Annotated in this window: 16 protein-coding genes; 4 read left to right on the forward strand and 12 right to left on the reverse strand. The window is 60.9% G+C overall.

From position 1 onward, the window contains the following. Nucleotides 1–147: 147 nt before the first annotated feature. Nucleotides 148–1488 carry a hemolysin family protein gene (locus C9383_RS08940; protein ID WP_090367920.1) on the forward strand — a complete coding sequence of 447 codons (1341 nt, stop codon included), beginning with the start codon at nt 148–150 and terminating at the stop codon, nt 1486–1488. A gap of 155 nt (nt 1489–1643) precedes the next feature. Here the strand turns inward: C9383_RS08940 and C9383_RS08945 are convergent, their stop codons facing one another. The 7 genes from C9383_RS08945 to C9383_RS08975 form a co-directional block, all read right to left on the reverse strand. After that, the gene (locus tag C9383_RS08945) at nt 1644–2552 is read right to left on the reverse strand and encodes a response regulator (protein WP_090367918.1); all 909 of its coding nucleotides are present in this window, start codon (nt 2550–2552) and stop codon (nt 1644–1646) included. Between the two features lie 168 nt (nt 2553–2720). Continuing rightward, nucleotides 2721–3482: a phosphate signaling complex protein PhoU gene (gene phoU / locus C9383_RS08950; RefSeq protein WP_060756648.1), complete on the reverse strand. Its 762-nt coding sequence runs from the start codon at nt 3480–3482 to the stop codon at nt 2721–2723. Between the two features lie 71 nt (nt 3483–3553). After that, the gene (gene pstB / locus C9383_RS08955) at nt 3554–4387 is read right to left on the reverse strand and encodes a phosphate ABC transporter ATP-binding protein PstB (RefSeq protein ID WP_060756647.1); all 834 of its coding nucleotides are present in this window, start codon (nt 4385–4387) and stop codon (nt 3554–3556) included. A gap of 77 nt (nt 4388–4464) precedes the next feature. Then, nucleotides 4465–6135 (reverse strand): phosphate ABC transporter permease PstA, encoded by a 1671-nt coding sequence (pstA, locus tag C9383_RS08960; protein ID WP_060756646.1) that lies wholly within the window; start codon nt 6133–6135, stop codon nt 4465–4467. A gap of 15 nt (nt 6136–6150) precedes the next feature. Continuing rightward, nucleotides 6151–8184 (reverse strand): ABC transporter permease subunit, encoded by a 2034-nt coding sequence (locus C9383_RS08965; RefSeq protein WP_174554052.1) that lies wholly within the window; start codon nt 8182–8184, stop codon nt 6151–6153. A gap of 429 nt (nt 8185–8613) precedes the next feature. Further along, nucleotides 8614–9603: a phosphate ABC transporter substrate-binding protein PstS gene (locus tag C9383_RS08970; RefSeq protein WP_060756644.1), complete on the reverse strand. Its 990-nt coding sequence runs from the start codon at nt 9601–9603 to the stop codon at nt 8614–8616. Between the two features lie 256 nt (nt 9604–9859). Next, complete coding sequence (locus C9383_RS08975) at nt 9860–11149, reverse strand: MFS transporter (protein ID WP_090367914.1); 1290 nt, start codon at nt 11147–11149, stop codon at nt 9860–9862. Between the two features lie 456 nt (nt 11150–11605). On the opposite strand from C9383_RS08975, the gene C9383_RS08980 reads away from it, so the two are divergent. Together C9383_RS08980 and C9383_RS08985 are read left to right on the forward strand one after the other, a co-directional pair. After that, nucleotides 11606–12010 carry an acyl-CoA thioesterase gene (locus C9383_RS08980; protein WP_003176975.1) on the forward strand — a complete coding sequence of 135 codons (405 nt, stop codon included), beginning with the start codon at nt 11606–11608 and terminating at the stop codon, nt 12008–12010. A 57-nt stretch (nt 12011–12067) separates the two neighbouring features. After that, nucleotides 12068–12967 (forward strand): D-hexose-6-phosphate mutarotase, encoded by a 900-nt coding sequence (locus C9383_RS08985; protein ID WP_090367912.1) that lies wholly within the window; start codon nt 12068–12070, stop codon nt 12965–12967. Between the two features lie 53 nt (nt 12968–13020). Here C9383_RS08985 and C9383_RS08990 read toward each other — a convergent pair whose 3' ends face one another. The 5 genes from C9383_RS08990 to C9383_RS09010 all read right to left on the reverse strand — a co-directional run bounded on the left by C9383_RS08990 (nt 13021) and on the right by C9383_RS09010 (nt 16811). Then, a complete protein-coding gene (locus C9383_RS08990; protein WP_060756686.1) occupies nt 13021–13557 on the reverse strand; it encodes a DUF3299 domain-containing protein in 537 nt (178 codons plus the stop codon). A 78-nt stretch (nt 13558–13635) separates the two neighbouring features. Further along, nucleotides 13636–13881, reverse strand: a complete 246-nt coding sequence (locus C9383_RS08995; RefSeq protein ID WP_060756641.1) for a GlsB/YeaQ/YmgE family stress response membrane protein — start codon at nt 13879–13881, stop codon at nt 13636–13638. Nucleotides 13882–13986: 105 nt separating this feature from the next. Continuing rightward, nucleotides 13987–15072 (reverse strand): 5-(carboxyamino)imidazole ribonucleotide synthase, encoded by a 1086-nt coding sequence (locus C9383_RS09000; RefSeq protein ID WP_060756640.1) that lies wholly within the window; start codon nt 15070–15072, stop codon nt 13987–13989. An 11-nt stretch (nt 15073–15083) separates the two neighbouring features. Then, a complete protein-coding gene (gene purE, locus C9383_RS09005; protein WP_060756639.1) occupies nt 15084–15575 on the reverse strand; it encodes a 5-(carboxyamino)imidazole ribonucleotide mutase in 492 nt (163 codons plus the stop codon). A 327-nt stretch (nt 15576–15902) separates the two neighbouring features. Further along, nucleotides 15903–16811, reverse strand: a complete 909-nt coding sequence (locus C9383_RS09010) for a LysR substrate-binding domain-containing protein (protein ID WP_060756638.1) — start codon at nt 16809–16811, stop codon at nt 15903–15905. A gap of 182 nt (nt 16812–16993) precedes the next feature. Between C9383_RS09010 and aspA the strand changes: the two genes are divergently transcribed. Next, nucleotides 16994–18418 (forward strand): aspartate ammonia-lyase, encoded by a 1425-nt coding sequence (aspA, locus tag C9383_RS09015; RefSeq protein ID WP_060756637.1) that lies wholly within the window; start codon nt 16994–16996, stop codon nt 18416–18418. The last annotated feature ends 229 nt before the right edge of the window (nt 18419–18647 follow it).

Below are 18647 nucleotides of genomic sequence, written 5' to 3' on the forward strand. Positions count from 1 at the left end.
GCTGTTTTGAAGGCGCCATTCCAGGCTCCACCCGGCAGTGGGCACTAGGCAAGCGCCCCGCCAGCCGCTACATTGGCCGACTTGCACGCGCCTTTGCGGCCCACCTGCCACCCCTTATTGAACACACGGAACCTGCAAAACCCCATCATGGACCCTTCCCCTGGTATCACCTTCGCTACACTCTTCGCCGACTTCGGCATGATTCTTTTCGCACTGATCCTGGTACTGCTCAACGGCTTCTTCGTTGCGGCGGAGTTTGCCATGGTCAAACTGCGCGCCACCCGGGTCGAGGCCATCGCCCACCAGAACGGCTGGCGCGGGCAGATCCTGCGCACCGTGCACAGCCAGCTCGACGCTTACCTGTCGGCCTGCCAGCTGGGTATCACCCTCGCCTCCCTGGGCCTGGGCTGGGTGGGTGAGCCCGCCTTTGCACATATCCTAGAGCCGTTGCTGGAAGCCGTAGGCGTGCAATCGCCAGAGGTGATCAAGGGCGTATCGTTCTTTGCCGCCTTCTTCGTGATTTCCTACCTGCACATCGTGGTCGGCGAACTGGCCCCCAAATCCTGGGCCATCCGTAAACCGGAGCTGCTGTCGCTGTGGACGGCGGTGCCGCTGTACCTGTTCTACTGGGCGATGTACCCGGCGATCTACCTGCTCAACGCCAGCGCCAACGCCATCCTGCGCATTGCAGGCCAAGGTGAGCCCGGCCCGCATCATGAGCACCATTACAGCCGCGAAGAACTCAAGCTGATCCTGCACTCCAGCCGTGGCCAGGACCCGAGCGACCAAGGCATGCGGGTACTGGCCTCCGCCGTGGAAATGGGCGAGCTGGAAGTGGTGGACTGGGCCAACTCCCGGGAAGACATGGTCACCCTGGATTTCAATGCCCCGCTCAAGGAAATCCTCGCTTTGTTCCGTCGCCACAAATTCAGCCGCTACCCGGTGTACGACGCGGTGCGCAACGAATTTGTCGGCCTGCTGCACATCAAGGACCTGCTGCTGGAATTGGCGGCCCTGGACCACATCCCCGAGTCGTTCAACCTGGCCGAACTGACCCGGCCACTGGAGCGTGTGTCGCGGCATATGCCGCTGTCACAGTTGCTGGAGCAGTTCCGCAAAGGCGCCGCACACTTTGCCCTGGTGGAAGAAGCCGACGGTAAGGTCATCGGCTACCTGACCATGGAAGACGTGCTCGAAGTGCTGGTGGGCGATATCCAGGACGAACACCGCAAGGCTGAACGCGGCATTCTCGCCTATCAGCCCGGCAAACTGCTGGTGCGCGGCGATACCCCGCTGTTCAAGGTGGAACGCCTGCTGGGTGTGGACCTGGACCACATCGAAGCCGAAACCCTGGCCGGCCTGATCTACGACACCCTGAAACGAGTGCCCGAAGAGGAAGAAGTGCTGGAAGTGGAAGGTTTGCGGATCATCATCAAGAAGATGAAGGGGCCGAAGATCGTATTGGCCAAGGTCCTGCTGCTGGATTAACCCCTGCACACCAGAAACCCTGTAGTGAGCGGGCTTGCCCCGCGCTGGGGGGCGCAGCCGCCCCAAACCCGGCAACCGCGTTTTAGCGGAATCATTGTGATGGCTGGATTAGGGCGGCTTCGCCCCCCAGCGCGGGGCAAGCCCGCTCACTACAATCACGCACCCGGGACGAAGTGCTTCTGCGCCGTACCCCGTGCGATCAGGCGAGAGATGTAGTCGAGTTTCTGCGCATCCTGGTCGATAAACCGGAAGGTCAGTTGCAGCCAGTCGCTGTCGGGCTTGGGCTCGTAGGCGACGATAGCGTGCAGGTAGCCGTTCAAGCGGGCGACTTCGGCGTTTTCGCCTTGCTCGAGGTCGAGTACCGCGCTTTCCAGTACCTGAGGCAGGATTTCGCCGCGACGCACCACCAGCAGCGCTTCCTTGATGCTCAGCGCCTTGATCACACATTGCTGGCTGCCGCTGGACAGTCGCAGCTGGCCTTGGCCGCGGTTACCGGTCGGCGCTGCTGACGGCGCCTGTACCGGAGGGCTGTTGAGCAAGCCCTTATTTGGCGCGGGCGCAGCCGCCGCGACAGGGGCTGCGCGCACGGCCTCAGGCTTGCCACCGGTCAGGGCGCTCAGGGAGTCGTTGCCAAAAGCCGAGTTCACCTTGGTCGGCGCACTGGCGACCAAGGCGTCGAGACGGCCGACCTTGTGCAAAGCCTGTTTGACCTTGTTCAACAACTGTTCGTTGGTGAAGGGCTTGCTGACGTAGCCGGAAACGCCTGCCTGGATCGCCTGAACCACGTTCTCCTTGTCGCCACGGCTGGTCACCATCACGAACGGCATGGCCTTGAGGTGCGCTTGCTCACGGCACCAGGTCAGCAGCTCCAGGCCGGACATCTCGGGCATTTCCCAGTCGCACAGCACCAGGTCGAAGCTCTCGCGCATCAGGACGGATTGCGCCTTTTTACCGTTTACCGCGTCTTCGATCTTGATCCCGGGGAAGTAGTTACGCAGGCACTTCTTTACCAAGTCGCGGATAAACGAGGCGTCGTCCACCACCAATACACTGACTTTACTCATCGACCCTTCATCCTATAGAAACTTCGGCACGCAAAACGCCTGACTGATAGCATTTTGCCAAAACTCGCGGGTCACAGAAGGACTTTATTGCTCCTGCTGTGCAAGAAAAATTGTAGCCACAAACAAAAACGCCCGACCAAAGGCCGGGCGTTAATTTCTCGGGCAACCTTATTTATCGTCAGGTTCGCCGGGAACATTAGGGTTTTGATCAACGGTCCCTTCAACTTCGGCTTTCATGCGCTTGAGGCCCATGTGCCGCACGTCGGTGCCGCGAACCAGGTAAATCACCAGTTCCGAGATATTGCGCGCGTGGTCGCCAATACGCTCCAGGGAGCGTAGCACCCAAATGATGTTCAAGACCCGCGAGATAGAGCGTGGATCTTCCATCATGTAAGTGGCCAGCTCGCGCAGCGCCGTCTTGTACTCGCGGTCGATGACCTTGTCGTACTGGGCCACCGACAACGCCAACTCGGCATCGAAGCGGGCAAACGCGTCGAGCGCATCGCGCACCATGTTGCGCACCTGGTCGCCGATATGGCGCACTTCCACGTAACCGCGCGGCGCTTCGCCTTCTTCACACAATTGAATGGCACGACGGGCGATCTTGGTGGATTCGTCTCCGATGCGCTCCAGGTCAATCACCGACTTGGAAATGCTGATGATCAAACGCAGGTCGGATGCCGCCGGCTGGCGACGCGCCAGGATCCGCAGGCATTCTTCGTCGATATTGCGTTCCATCTGGTTGATCTGTTCATCGATCTCGCGCACTTGCTGGGCCAGGCCCGAGTCGGCCTCGATCAGCGCGGTGACGGCGTCGTTGACTTGCTTCTCCACCAACCCGCCCATCGCCAGGAGGTGGCTGCGCACTTCCTCAAGCTCGGCGTTGAACTGCGCGGAGATGTGATGGGTAAGACCTTCTTTGCTAATCATGTTGGCGTCCTTGGAACGTCCGGTAAGGTGCGGAGAGCCGCAGCATTCAGTGCAATCGAAACCACCGGATACTAGCCGTAGCGACCGGTGATGTAGTCTTCGGTCTGCTTCTTCGCCGGATTGGTGAACAGCGTATCGGTGTCGCCGAATTCCACCAGCTTGCCCATGTACATGAACGCGGTGTAGTCGGAAACCCGCGCCGCCTGTTGCATGTTGTGAGTCACGATAACGATGGTGAACTTGGACTTGAGCTCGTAGATCAGCTCTTCGACCTTCAAGGTCGAGATCGGGTCGAGCGCCGAGCAAGGTTCGTCGAGCAGCAACACTTCCGGCTCCACGGCGATGGTACGGGCGATCACCAGACGCTGCTGCTGGCCGCCGGACAGGCCGAGTGCCGAGTCGTGCAGGCGGTCTTTGACCTCATCCCACAGCGCAGCGCCTTTCAAGGCCCACTCCACCGCTTCGTCGAGGATGCGCTTTTTGTTGATGCCCTGAATGCGCAGGCCGTAGACCACGTTTTCGTAGATAGTCTTGGGGAACGGGTTCGGCTTCTGGAACACCATGCCCACGCGGCGACGCAACTCGGCCACATCTTCGCCCTTACGATAGATGTTGCTGCCGTAAAGGTTGATGGCGCCGTCCACACGGCAACCGTCCACCAGGTCGTTCATGCGGTTGAACGTACGCAGCAGCGTGGACTTGCCGCAGCCGGACGGGCCGATAAAAGCCGTCACGCGTTGCTTGGGGATGTTCATGCTGACGTCGAACAGCGCCTGTTTCTCGCCGTAGTACAGGCTCAGGCCCGGCACTTCGATGGCCACGGTTTCCTGGGCCAGGCTCAGGCTTTGCTTGTCGCGACCCAGGGCCGACATGTTGATGCCGTGGGTGTGGGTTTCGTGTTGCATGGGATGCTCCCTGTGCTACCAATTCGTTGTGTGGAAGCGGCTTGCTCGCCCCCACATTGAGTCCGCGTCAATTCGGATCAGCTATCCAGTGCTTTGTATTTTTCGCGCAGGTGGTTACGAATCCACACTGCCGACAGGTTGAGCGTGGCGATCACCAGCACCAGCAGCAGGGCCGTGGCGTACACCAGTGGCCGCGCGGCCTCGACGTTGGGGCTCTGGAAGCCGACGTCATAGATATGGAAGCCCAGGTGCATGATCTTCTGGTCCAGGTGCAGGTACGGGTAGTTGCCGTCCAGCGGCAGCGACGGTGCCAGTTTCACCACACCCACCAGCATCAGCGGAGCCACCTCACCAGCGGCACGGGCCACGGCGAGAATCATGCCGGTCATCATCGCCGGGCTGGCCATCGGCAGCACGATCTTCCACAGCGTTTCCGCCTTGGTCGCGCCCAGTGCCAGGGAACCTTCACGCACGGTGCGGGGGATCCGCGCCAAGCCTTCTTCGGTGGCTACGATCACCACCGGCACGGCCAGCAGCGCCAGGGTCAGCGAGGCCCACAGCAGGCCCGGCGTACCGAAGGTCGGGGCCGGCAGGGCTTCGGCGAAGAACAGACGGTCGACCGAGCCACCCAGGACGTACACAAAGAAACCGAGACCGAACACGCCGTAAACGATGGCCGGGACGCCCGCCAGGTTGTTCACGGCGATGCGGATCACGCGAGTCAGAGTGTTCTGCTTGGCGTACTCACGCAGGTAAACCGCCGCCAGTACACCGAACGGCGTCACGATCATCGCCATGATCAGGGTCATCATCACGGTGCCGAAGATCGCCGGGAAAATCCCGCCTTCGGTGTTGGCTTCCCGTGGGTCGTCGCTGAGGAATTCCCAGACCTTGCTGAAGTAGAAACCGATCTTGGTCAGGGTACCCATGGCGTTCGGCTGGTAGGCGTGTACCACTTTACCAATGCCGATTTCCACTTCCTTACCGTTGGCGTCGCGAGCCGTCAGGCTGTCGCGGTTGAACTGGGTGTGCAGATCAGCCAGGCGTGCCTCGACCTCCTTATAGCGATTATTCAGCTCGGCACGGCCCGCTTCCATATCGGCCTGAGCCGTGGCGTCGAGCTTGCCTTCCAGCTCCAGCTTGCGACCGTGCAGGCGGATGCGCTCCAACCCGGCGTTGATCGCGCCGATATCGGATTTCTCCAGGGTCTTGAGCTGGGCAGCCAGCTTGTTGACGCGCTCGACACGGGCTTGCAGCTCAGGCCACGCAGCCTCGCCTTCGGCGACAACCTTGCCATCCTGTTTGACGTTGATCAGGGTGCCGTAGAAGTTGCCCCACTCACGACGCTCGATGGCCATCAGCTCGACCGGTTTGGTCTGGTCTTTCAACCACTCGCCGACGATCCAGGTGAAATCGTTGCCGTTCAGGTCACGGTTGCCGACCTTGATCAGCTCGCGGGTCATGAATTCCGGGCCCTGGTCAGGCACCGGCAAGCCGGCGCTTTTCAGGCGCTCGCGGGGCACTTCTTCCTTCTGCACCACTTCGCCGATGACGATGTGGTTTTCCTGGCCGGGCACGCTGTAGTTGGCCTGGATCAGGTCAGCCGGCCAGAAATGACCCAGGCCGCGCACCGCAATCACGGCCAGCAAGCCAATGGTCATGATGACCGCGATGGACACCGCGCCACCGCTGATCCAGACGCCGGGGGCGCCGCTCTTGAACCATCCATTCAGGGAGTTCTGTTTCACAGACTTCTACCTTTCTTAAAGCGACGAGTATTTCTTGCGCAGACGCTGACGGATCAGCTCGGCGAGGGTGTTCATGATGAAGGTGAACAGCAATAGCACCAGCGCCGAGAGGAACAGCACGCGGTAGTGGCTGCCGCCTACTTCCGACTCCGGCATTTCCACCGCGACGTTGGCTGCCAGGGTGCGCAGGCCTTCGAACAGGTTCATTTCCATCACCGGAGTGTTACCAGTGGCCATCAGTACGATCATGGTCTCGCCGACGGCACGGCCCATGCCGATCATCAGCGCCGAGAAGATGCCCGGGCTTGCAGTCAGGATGACCACGCGGGTCATGGTCTGCCACGGTGTGGCGCCCAGGGCCAGTGAGCCCAGGGTCAGGCCGCGCGGCACGCTGAATACGGCATCTTCGGCGATGGAGTAGATGTTCGGGATCACTGCAAAACCCATGGCCAGGCCGACGACCAGGGCGTTGCGCTGGTCATAGGTGATGCCCAGGTCGTGGGAGATCCACATGCGCATGTCGCCGCCGAAGAACCAGGTCTCCAGGTATGGGCTCATATACAGCGAGAGCCAGCCCACGAACAGGATCACCGGGATCAGGATCGCGCTTTCCCAGCCATCCGGCACCCGCAGGCGCAGCGACTCAGGCAAGCGGCTGAAGATGAAACCGGCAACCAGGATGCCAATCGGCAGCAGCATCAGCAGGCTGAAAATCCCCGGCAGATGCCCTTCGACATACGGCGCCAGAAACAGGCCGGCGAAGAAGCCGAGGATCACCGTCGGCATCGCTTCCATCAATTCGATCACCGGCTTGACCTTGCGGCGCAGGCTCGGGGCCATGAAGTAAGCGGTGTAGATCGCTGCGGCAACCGCCAGGGGTGCGGCCAGCAACATGGCGTAGAACGCGGCTTTCAGCGTGCCGAACGTCAACGGTGCCAGGCTCATCTTGGGTTCGAAGTCGGTGTTGGCGGCGGTCGATTGCCAGACGTATTTAGGCTCGTCGTAGTTTTCGTACCAGACTTTGCTCCACAACGCGCTCCACGACACTTCCGGGTGCGGGTTGTCCAGCAACAGCGGCTGCAGCTTGCCGCCAGCTTCGACGATCACTTGATTGGCGCGCGGCGACAGGCCGAACAGGCCTTGCCCATCCACCACCGGGTCCACCAGCAGGGTGCGGTGCGCGGTGCTGTGGAACACGCCGAACTTGCCGGAGGCGTCGAGGGCGGTGAAGCCTTTGCGACGCTCTTCAGCAGTGATTTCCACGATCGGCGCAGTGCCCATCTGGAAGGTGCGGATCTGTTTCAGGCGCTGTTCGCCATCCGGGTCGCGGGCCATGAACCACTGGGCCAGGCCGCCCTTCGAGTCACCGACGATCAGCGAGATGCCACCGACCAATTGCGTGCTGGCGGTGATTTCGGCGGTGCCGTCTTCGAGCAGCTTATAGCGCCCATTGAGGCTCTTGTCGCGCAGGCTGAACACGTCGGCCAGGGCACGACCGTTGACCACATACAACCATTGCTGGCGCGGGTCGATGAAGATCGCCTTCACCGGCTCAGTCATTTGCGGCAGCTCGATGCGCTTCTGCTCGCTGGTCACTTCGCCGGTCATCATGTTTTCTTCGCGGCTCAGGCCCAGCACGTTCAAATACGAACCGGCGGAACCGGCCACCACCAGCGAAGAGTCGGTAGCGTTGAGAGCGACGTGTTCCAGCGGGCGGCCTTGATCGTCGAGGACAATCGGCGTTTCACCGTAGGGGTATTCCACGGCTGGGTTGATAGTTTTCTTGCCGTCCGGGTAAGACACCTTATAGGTGTGGCGGAAGACGAGGGCCTGGCCATTGGACAAGCCGAGGATCACCAACGGGCTGCCTGGCTGGTCTCGACCGATAGACACCACTTGGCTGCCGGCCGGCAGCGGCAGGTCGATACGCTTGAGCTCGGCGCCGGTCTGTACATCAAAGAACAGCGCCTGGCCCTTGTCGGAAACCCGCAGGGCAACTTGGTTCTGTTCTTCGATGGCGATCATCAGCGGCTTGCCGGCGTCCTGCATCCATGCAGGCGTCAACGCATCTTCCTTGGTCAGCGAAGCCCCTTGGAACAGCGGCGCGACAACGTAGGCAAGGAAGAAGAAAATCAGGGTAATGGCGCCGAGGACGGCGAGGCCGCCGACCAGTACGTACCAACGGGTCAGGCGATCCTTGAGCGCGCGAAGGCGGCGCTTGCGTTGCAGTTCAGGCGTATTGAAATCAATGCGCTTGGGGGGAGAAGTCGTCGTCATGGTGGAATTGGCCAGATCATTCATGCGCACACCCTAGCGATCCTGTATGACAGAAAGATGACAATGCAGTGACGCAAGAAATCCGCCGCTAGCAGGGCTCGCAGCGGATCAGAAATTAAGAGGCGAGGTCCAGGTCTTACCGACCCCGCCTGGGCCTTGAACCGTGGAGCAAACCCGGTTCAAGGCGGCTTTACCGAAGGCTTACTTGGCGCCTTCTTTCAGGCCCAGGTCAGCCAGGGCCTTGGCGGCAACTTTGGCTGGCAGTGGGATGTAGCCGTCCTTGACGACAACTTCCTGGCCTTGCTTGGACAACACAAGCTTCACGAACTCAGCTTCCAGCGGTGCCAGAGGCTTGTTCGGGGCTTTGTTGACGTAGACGTAGAGGAAGCGCGACAGCGGGTATTTGCCGTTCAGGGCGTTTTCTTCGCTGTCTTCGATGAAGTCGGTGCTGCCTTTCTTGGCCAGGGCAACAGTCTTCACGCTTGCAGTCTTGTAGCCGATGCCCGAGTAACCGATGCCGTTCAGCGAGGAGCTGATCGACTGCACGACCGAAGCCGAGCCTGGTTGTTCGTTCACGTTCGGCTTGTAGTCGCCTTTGCACAGCGCTTCTTCTTTGAAGTAGCCGTAAGTGCCGGATACCGAGTTACGACCGAACAGCTGGACTGGCTTGTTGGCCAGGTCGCCGGTCACGCCCAGGTCACCCCAGGTTTTCACGTCGGCTTTAGCGCCGCACAGACGAGTCGAGGAGAAGATCGCGTCGACTTGTTCCATGGTCAGGTGCTGGATCGGGTTGTCCTTGTGTACGAAGACCGCCAGGGCATCCACGGCAACCGGGATAGCGGTTGGCTTGTAGCCGTACTTCTGCTCGAAGGCAGCCAGTTCGGTGTCCTTCATCTTGCGGCTCATCGGGCCCAAGTTGGAGGTGCCTTCAGTCAGCGCAGGTGGCGCGGTGGCGGAGCCGGCGGCTTGAATCTGGATGTTGACGTTCGGGTATTCCTTTTTGTAACCCTCGGCCCACAGGGTCATCAGGTTGGCCAAGGTATCGGAACCGACGCTGGACAAGTTGCCCGACACACCAGTGGTCTTGACGTACGCCGGAATTGCCGGATCAACACCAGCGGCCACCGCGTTGGCGGTCGCAACGCCAGCAGCGACAAAAGTCATTGCCGCCATCAAACGTTTCAGTTTCATGCCTTGCTCCTAGCAGATAGGGATAGTTGGATCGGGGCCAAGTATCAGTAGGCCGTGTGAACACTCTATGTCTGGAATATGACAATTAGATGAAAGGCCAGCATTCATGAAAAATCTGACAGAAAGGAGAAACTCAACAAAAACGGGGTTTGCGAGGCAGGTTGAAGCGTTTGGGGAGTTGTTTCAGAAACACTCTGTAATCGTTGCTCGAACACCGGTGGCGAGCGAGCCTGCTCGCCACCGGCTCATCGATAGCTCAGCGCCCGCGCTTCCACAGGTATCCGCCCACGGCCATTCCCATCACACACAGGACAGCAACGTAATAGGCCGGGCCCATCGGGCTTTCCTTCATCAGCAACGACACCGCCAATGGCGTCAGGCCACCGAATACGGCATAGGCGACGTTGTAGGAAAATGACAACCCACTAAAGCGCACCACTGGCGGGAAGGCTTTCACCATCACGTAAGGCACCACGCCGATGGTGCCGACAAACAGACCGGTCAGGGCATACAGCGGGAACAGCCAGTCGGGATGGGCAAGCAGGCTGTGATACAGCGTCCATGAGGTCGCCAGCAGCAGTGCGCAGCCGCTGACCAACACGCGGCCGGCGCCGAAGCGATCGGCCAGGGCGCCGGAAGCAATGCAACCCAGGCTCAGGGTGACGATGGCCAGGCTGTTGGCCTGCAGGGCCACGGTCGGGCTGAAGTGATAGAGGGTTTGCAGCACGGTGGGGGTCATCAGGATCACCACGACAACGCCGGCCGACAGCAACCAGGTCAACAGCATCGACAGCACGATGGCGCCACGGTGGTCGCGCAATACTGCGCGTAATGGCAACTCGGCGGCCAGGGCCTTGCGCTGCTGCATCTCGGCGAAGATCGGCGTTTCATGCAGCCAACGACGCAGGTATACCGACAGCAGCCCGAACACACCACCGAGCAGGAACGGGATGCGCCAGGCGTAATCGGCGACCTGCTCCGGGCTGTAGATCGTGTTGATGGCCGTGGCCACCAGCGAGCCCAGCAGGATACCGGCGGTGAGGCCGCTGGTCAGGGTGCCGCAGGCGTAGCCGATGTGCCGAGGCGGAACGTGCTCGGAGACGAACACCCAGGCGCCCGGCACTTCGCCACCGATCGCGGCGCCCTGGATGATCCGCATCAGCAGTAACAGCAGCGGCGCCCACAGGCCGATCTGCGCGTAGGTCGGCAGCAGCCCCATGATCAGGGTCGGCACGGCCATCATGAAGATACTCAAGGTGAACATCTTCTTGCGGCCCAGCAAATCGCCGAAGTGCGCCATGATGATGCCGCCCAGCGGGCGTGCCAGGTAGCCCGCGGCGAAGATGCCGAAAGTCTGCAGCATGCGCAGCCATTCAGGCATGTCGACGGGGAAGAACAGTTTCCCAACCACGGTGGCGAAAAACACGAAAATGATGAAGTCGTAGAACTCCAGCGCCCCGCCCAAGGCAGACAGCGACAGCGTTTTATAGTCGTTGCGGGTCAGCGGGCGCGAAGGTTGCGCACTGCTTGCGGGCACGGAGGACATGGCAAGGCTTCTCTTATAGTAATCAGAACGGCAAGCCCGGGACTTGCATCGGGTTTGGCAAGATAGCAAATCGCTTGGAAAAGCACAGCGTCCGCCGAATAACACTTCAATGGGCGAAATATTCCTTGTTCATACGCTTTAACCGCAATAAGAAGCACAGTTGCCGGAAAAAGCCGCATTACAGACGCTAATTGCCGACCAAATGAGCGTCGAGAGGTCGTCGCGGCGCAATCGTCCCGATATACTCGGCCCTTGCAAGCGCCAGACCCGCTGTCTTGAGGGGCTGCTGTGCCAAAACGTTGTTGGATGCCATCCAGCCGATTTGGCAGAGTTTCCCTTTAGTCCGCCTTACGAGAAACGCATTGAGCGGTGTATGTTGGTGCTGAAACGTTTTTTTGAAGACGGCTATCCACTTGAAATACCCATGAAGCGTCACGGGTCAGAGGCACCCTCGGCATGATCGAACTCGAACAAGAAGATCCTATCCCGCAAGGCGATCTCGCTCTGCAAATCACTGCGCTCCCGCGTGAAACCAACGGTTTTGGCGACATCTTTGGCGGCTGGCTGGTCGCACAGATGGATTTGGCCGGCACCGCCATGGCCAGCAAGGTCGCAGGTGGGCGCGTGGCCACCGTGGCGATTGATCGCATGGCGTTCCTGGTGCCGGTGGCCGTGGGCGCGCAGTTGTCCTTCTATACCCAGGCCCTGGAAATCGGCCGCAGCTCGATCCAGATGATGGTCGAAGTGTGGAGCGACGACCCGCTGTCCAGCGAATGGCGCAAGGTCACCGAGGCGGTGTTTGTCTTCGTCGCCATCGATGGCAGCGGCCGTACTCGTTCGGTACCGTCGCGCGCGCGTTAAACCTCGCCGTTTTTTGACGGTCAATTGCCCCATTGCCTGCCCATTGAGAGTATTGCCATGCCTACGCCCCACGTTGAAGCCGTGAAACAGGACGAGCTGGATTGCTGGCGCATCCGCCACAACGACGCCGAACTGATGGTGGCCCAACAGGGCGCGCACATCTTCAGTTATCAGCGCCAGGGCGAGCAGCCGCTGATCTGGCAGAACCCTGAGGCGGTGTTCAAGACAGGCAAAGGCATTCGTACCGGCGTGCCGGTGTGCTGGCCGTGGTTTGGTGTATTCGACCGCAACCCGCAGAGCGTGAAGGCGATGCGTCAAAGCGAGCAGCCGGCTGGCGCTCACGGTTTTGTGCGCACCGCACTCTGGACCTTGGCCGCAGCCGAGGCCGAAGGCAATGCACTGCGCGTCGACTTCGTGTTACCGGCGCCGGCAGGTGGTTTCCCTGGCTGGCCCCATCAGGTCGACCTCAAGTTGAGCCTGCTGCTGGACGACCAACTGCATATCCGCCTGACCAGCCATAACCGTGGCACCGACACCGTGACCCTCAGCCAGGCACTGCACACCTACTTCGCTGTCAGCGATGTGCGAAACGTACAGGTCGAGGGCCTGGATGGCCTGGCGTATATCGATACTGCCGACGGTTGGGCCGAGAAAACCCAATCCGGCCTGCTGCACTTTACTGCAGAGACGGATCGCATCTACCTCGATACCCCGACGCAGCTGAATATTGTCGATAAAGACTGGCAACGCCGCATCCAGCTGACCGCCGAGGGCTCCAGGTCCACGGTGATCTGGAACCCGTGGACCGAGCGCGCCAAAGCGCTGGACGACATGGCCGACGACGGCTGGCCGGGCATGTTGTGCATCGAGACGGCCAACGTGCTGGATGATGTGGTGAAGCTGGCGCCCGGCGAAAGCCACACCTTGGGCGTGAGCCTCAGCGCTATCACCCTGTAAACAAAACATGTGAGAGGAGGCTTGCTCCCTCCCACAGGGATAGGCGTTGTGGCTTAGAGATCCGACTCTTTCACGACCCGCACCTTCGCCGCATCCAGCGCATAGGCGGCATCCGCCAAGTCGTTATTCACCTTCTCCACCTTCAGCATGCCCGTGACCCATAGCGGCGTGTAGATATCCTCCAGCTTCAGCCCCTTGGGATAACGCACCAGCACCAGCTGGTTAGGCGGTGGTGGCGGCACATGGATGCAGGCGCCCGGGTACGGCACCAGGAAGAACAACGTGCTGCGGCCCTTCGCGTCGGTTTCCAACGGAACGGGGTAGCCGCCGATACGGATGTTCTTGCCGTTCATGGCCGCCACGGTCTTGGTCGAATACATCACCGCAGGCAAGCCTTTGCTCTGCTTCAAGCCACCTTTGTCGGTGAAGGTGCCTTGTGCTTCGGGAGAGTTGTGGTCGATTTCAGGCATGGCTTCGAGCGCTTTCTGATCCGAGAGCGGCATCAGGTCGAGCCAGTCGGTTTCCGGCAGTTCGCCAGCGTGCGCCAGGCCGGAGCCCAGCAAGAGAAGCGTTAACAGAAGTCGGCGCATGGGGAAGCTCGGCAAGTACAAAGTGGCGAGCATTCTAACCCTCTGCACCTGCGCAGCGCAGAGGGTTCAACGCGTGGATTATTTCTTTTTCAGCAGGCCGTAGATAACCAGCAGCACGACAGCGCCAACCAACGCACCGAAGAAGCCTGCGCCTTGGCCCGCCTGGTAGATGCCCAGGGCCTGACCACCGTAGGTGGCGACCAGAGAACCTGCAATACCCAGCAGGATCGTCATGATCCAACCCATGCTGTCGTCGCCAGGCTTGAGGAAACGCGCCAGCAGACCGACGATCAGGCCGATAAAGATGGTTCCGATGATACCCATGGCATTTCCCTCTGAATGTAGGTGAACTATGCCAAAGCCTAGCAGGCTTTGGCATCCTGCAATCAGAGGACGGCAACCCCCAAATGGTTCCCGCCGACCCCGGGCTTATTGTTCGGCGATCAGCGCTTCAACCTTGAGGATCTGCGCTTGCAGCGTTGCGCGATCCTTGCAGCGCAGGTTGGCATGACCGACCTTGCGCCCCGCCTTGAAGGCCTTGCCGTAGTGATGCAGATGGCAGTCGTCGATAGCGATGACTCGCTCAACCGCAGGCACCGTGCCGATGAAGTTCAGCATGGCGCTCTCGCCGACCTTGGCCGTAGACCCCAGCGGCAAGCCGGCGACCGCCCGCAGGTGGTTTTCGAACTGGCTGCACTCAGCGCCTTCGGTGGTCCAGTGCCCGGAGTTGTGCACACGCGGCGCGATTTCGTTGGCCTTGAGGCCACCGTCGACTTCAAAGAACTCGAACGCCATTACGCCAACGTAGTCCAGCTGCTTGAGCACGCGGCTGGAATAGTCTTCGGCCAGGGCTTGCAGCGGGTGGTCAGTGCTGGCCACTGACAATTTGAGGATGCCGCTGTCGTGAGTGTTGTGCACCAACGGGTAGAAGCGGGTTTCACCATCACGGGCCCGCACGGCGATCAGCGAGACTTCACCGGTGAACGGCACGAAGCCTTCCAGCAGACAGCCAACGCTGCCCAGCTCGGCAAAGGTGCCGACCACATCAGCCTCGGTACGCAGGACTTTCTGGCCCTTGCCGTCGTAACCCAGGGTACGGGTTTTCAGCACGGCCGGCAGGCCGATGCTGGCGACGGCAGCGTCCAGGTCCGCCTGGGATTGAATGTCGGCGAAGGCCGGGGTCGGAATGCCCAGGTCCTTGAACATGCTTTTCTCGAACCAGCGGTCGCGAGCGATACGCAGCGCTTCGGCGCTCGGGTACACCGGTACGAACTGCGACAGGAAGGCCACGGTTTCGGCCGGGACGCTTTCGAACTCGAAGGTCACCAGATCGACTTCGTCAGCCAGTTGGCGCAGGTGGTCCGGGTCGCTGTAGTCTGCGCGCAAGTGCTCACCAAGAGCGGCCGCGCAAGCGTCCGGCGCCGGGTCCAGGAAAGCGAAGTCCATTCCCAGCGGCGTTCCCGCCAGGGCCAGCATGCGGCCCAATTGGCCGCCACCGATTACACCGATCTTCATCGTCAACAACCTCAGGCGATACGTGGGTCTGGATTGTCCAGCACGCTGTCTGTCTGTTCAGCACGGAATTTTTTCAGCACCGCATGGAATTGCGGGTGCTTGGCGCCCAGGATGCTGGCGGACAGCAAGGCTGCGTTGATCGCACCGGCCTTGCCGATCGCCAGGGTCGCCACCGGAACACCGGCCGGCATCTGTACGATGGACAGCAGCGAGTCCACGCCCGAGAGCATCGACGACTGCACCGGTACGCCGAGCACCGGCAGGTGGGTCTTGGCCGCACACATGCCCGGCAGGTGGGCTGCACCACCGGCACCGGCGATGATCACCTCGATGCCACGGGATTCTGCTTCATCGGCATACTGGAACAGCAAATCCGGAGTGCGGTGGGCGGAGACCACTTTCACTTCGTAGGGAATGCCGAGTTTTTCCAGCATATCGGCGGTGTGGCTAAGGGTGGACCAATCGGACTTGGAGCCCATGATCACGCCAACCAATGCACTCATCGTCGTGCCTCTTCTCTCTGGGCGCCCGCGGGCGCGTCAAAAAACAACAAGCCACGCGGGAGACCGGCGTGGCTTGTTGTACGAAATTCAGGCCGATTGGACCGGCCGAAGGCCGCGCAGTATACCGTAATAATGCAGATAAACAGCCCCTGGAATGACCATCTGTCTTGCGGCGCAAACCAGCGGTTTTATTGACTTAAGAGTCAGTCCAAGACACCGCAAAACCCTGTGGGAGGGGGCTTGCTCCCGATAGCGGCGTATCAGTGACAAATAAGTACCTGACACCCCGTCATGCCAGGCCCCTCCCACATTTGAACAGTTCTGGTCTCAGGCATTCTGCGCCGCTCCCCCCTCCAGCTTGCGCCACAGCAGCCGCACGTTCGCCTTGCGCACCAACGCGCAGCGATACAGACGGATCTCCAGCGGCACATGCCATTGCGGGCCGCCGCACACAACCAGTTCGCCCCGGGCCAATTCCGCCCGTACGCTCAGTTGCGGTACCCAGGCGATGCCCAAGCCTTCCAGGGCCATGCTCTTGAGGCTATCGGCCATGGCGGTTTCATACACCGTCGTAAAGCGCAGCGCGCGCTGGCGCAGCAGCAGGTGCACCGAACGGCCCAGGAAAGCACCGGCGCTGTAGGCCAGCAACGGCACGCTGGCTTCGCCCTCCAGGTCGAACAGTGGCTTGCCCTCGGCGTCGGCGGCGCAGACCGGGAGCATTTCGGTGTTGCCCAGATGCAGCGAGGGGAAGATTTCGGCATCCATCTGCATCGCCGCGTCCGGGTCGTAGAACGCCAACATCAGATCGCAGCCACCCTCGCGCAGGGCGTGCACCGCGTCGCCGACGTTGGTGGCGACCAGCCGCGTGGCAATGTTCAAGCCTTCGTTGCGCAATTGCGCAATCCAGCGCGGGAAGAAGCCCAAGGCCAGGGAATGGGCCGCTGCCACTTGCATGACCTCACCCTGCCCGCCTTCCAGGTGATGCAGATGGCGCAGCACTTCCCCGAGCTGTTCGACCACCGTACGCGCGGTGACCAGGAACAACTGCCCCGCCGCCGTCAGTTCCACCGGCGTACGCGAGCGGTTGACCAGGGTCAGGCCCAGCGCGGCTTCCAGGCTGCGGATACGGCGACTGAACGCCGGCTGGGTCACAAAGCGCCGCTCCGCCGCCTGGGAAAAACTGCGAGTTGCCGCCAGGGCACTGAAGTCTTCCAGCCATTTGCTCTCAAGGTTCATCACTTCCTCCCACGGGTATGCACCATTTTGGCACACACGCCCGCCATCATAGCTGGGTCACATCCACATTATGCCGTTTGTGCATGGGTCAGTGCTGAACAGCATTGGCCCAAAAACTTATGGAAGCCTAGCATTCGCAGCGTTCCGGCCAGTTCCGGGTCCATATCGAGATGATTTCCGTCATGTCCTCCGCTGCATCTTTCCGTACCGAAAAAGACCTGCTTGGCGTACTCGAAGTACCCGCCCAAGCGTATTACGGCATCCAGACCCTGCGAGCGGTGAATAACTTCCGCCTCTCGGGCGTTCCGATTTCGCATTACCCGAAATTGGTGGTCGGTCTGGCAATGGTCAAGCAAGCGGCGGCTGACGCCAACCGCGAGCTGGGTCAGCTCAGCGAAGCCAAGCACGCTGCCATCAGCGAAGCCTGTGCCCGTCTGATCCGCGGCGATTTCCACGAAGAGTTCGTGGTGGACATGATTCAAGGCGGCGCCGGCACTTCAACCAACATGAATGCCAACGAAGTCATCGCCAACATCGCGTTGGAGGCCATGGGCCACAACAAGGGCGAGTACCAGTACCTGCACCCTAACAACGACGTGAACATGGCGCAGTCGACCAACGACGCCTACCCGACCGCGATCCGCCTGGGTCTGCTGCTGGGTCATGATGCGCTGCTGGCCAGTCTCGACAGCCTGATCCAGGCGTTCGCCGCCAAGGGTGAAGAATTCAGCCACGTCCTGAAAATGGGCCGTACCCAACTGCAAGACGCCGTGCCGATGACCCTCGGCCAGGAATTCCGCGCCTTCGCCACCACCCTGGGTGAAGACCTGGCCCGCCTGAAAACCCTGGCGCCGGAACTGCTCACCGAAGTCAACCTGGGCGGCACCGCCATCGGCACCGGCATCAACGCCGACCCACGCTATCAGGCCCTGGCGGTACAACGCCTGGCCGTGATCAGCGGTCAGCCGGTCGTACCGGCCGCCGACCTGATCGAAGCCACTTCCGACATGGGCGCCTTCGTACTGTTCTCCGGCATGCTCAAGCGTACCGCGGTGAAGCTGTCGAAGATCTGCAACGACCTGCGCCTGTTGTCCAGCGGCCCGCGTACCGGCATCAACGAAATCAACCTGCCGGCACGCCAGCCAGGCAGCTCGATCATGCCCGGCAAGGTCAACCCGGTGATCCCGGAAGCCGTGAACCAGGTAGCGTTCCAAGTGATCGGTAACGACCTGGCACTGACCATGGCAGCCGAAGGCGGCCAACTGCAGCTGAACGTGATGGAGCCGCTGATCGCGTTCAAGATCTTCGACTCGATCCGCCTGCTGCAACGCGCCATGGACATGCTGCGCGAACACTGCATCACCGGCATCACCGCCAACGAAGCCCGTTGCCGCGAGCTGGTGGAGCACTCCATCGGCCTGGTCACCGCGCTGAACCCGTATATCGGCTACGAAAACGCCACCCGTATCGCCCGTGTCGCCCTTGAAAGCGGCCGCGGCGTGCTGGAATTGGTGCGCGAGGAAGGCTTGCTCGACGATGCCATGCTCGACGACATCCTGCGCCCCGAAAACATGATTGCTCCACGCTTGGTCCCCTTGAAGGCCTAAGTGTCTGTTGCACCGCTCACCAGGCTGAGGGACTAGACACCTCTCACCTTTTGAGGGCCTGAAGGCTCGTTCTTCAGGCCCTTTTTTTGTCTCAAGGTTGTGAAATGATGCCCATAAAAACTCCAATATCGCCCTGTAAACCCTCCTTGCCAGCCGACACGCGGCTGAAACCTTTAATCGTCTCGTGCAGACGGATCCCGCTCGCCTAGGTATAGTGCCGCCCCTCTTC

This window comes from Pseudomonas palleroniana, assembly GCF_003031675.1.
GTDB classification, from domain to species: domain Bacteria; phylum Pseudomonadota; class Gammaproteobacteria; order Pseudomonadales; family Pseudomonadaceae; genus Aquipseudomonas; species Aquipseudomonas palleroniana.